At 50.2% G+C, this 492-nt stretch carries 1 protein-coding gene; it reads right to left on the bottom strand.

Annotation, left to right across the window (positions count from 1 at the left end; all coding sequences use genetic code 11):
• Nucleotides 1–392: response regulator transcription factor (locus J5M56_RS24635; RefSeq protein WP_207938016.1), on the bottom strand; the 392-nt coding region annotated here is incomplete at its 3' end.
• Nucleotides 393–492 lie beyond the last annotated feature (100 nt).

The following is a 492-nucleotide window of genomic DNA, read 5'->3' as shown; positions in this document are numbered from 1 at the left end:
GTGTGCAGGGCCTGATTGGGGAAATAGCTGTAGCCGGACAGAACTGCCTTGATCGCACTCAGCAGTTCGGTCAGATCCTGCTGCTTGCACACATAACCCGCTGCACCCGATTGCATGCAACGCATTGAAAAATGTCCGGGAGCCTGGGAAGTCAGCACCAGCACTTTCACCGGCATGGCGGTGGAAGTCAGGCGAGCAATAACTTCCAGTCCATCGAGTTTGGGTATTCCAATATCCAGAATGACAAGATCCGGTATTTGTTCACGAGCAATTTGTAGTGCATCAACGCCATTATCCGTTTCTGCAATGACTTCGTAGCCATGCCGTTCCATCAGCATACGTACCGCAAGTCGAATGACGGGGTGGTCATCCACGATCAGCACTTTATTCATGGGCAAGTCCAGTTTTCGCTGTTCGAATTTTTAGAACACGCACGATATCCCAGTCACTTGCTTCAAGGGATGGCAACTTTTACACGCATTTGCATCGAGA

The sequence above is a fragment of the Pseudomonas sp. 51_B genome, assembly GCF_017491595.1.
Lineage (GTDB): Bacteria > Pseudomonadota > Gammaproteobacteria > Pseudomonadales > Pseudomonadaceae > Aquipseudomonas > Aquipseudomonas promysalinigenes.
Note: the sequence above shows the minus strand (reverse complement) of the source record. Positions and strands in the feature narration are given on the sequence as shown.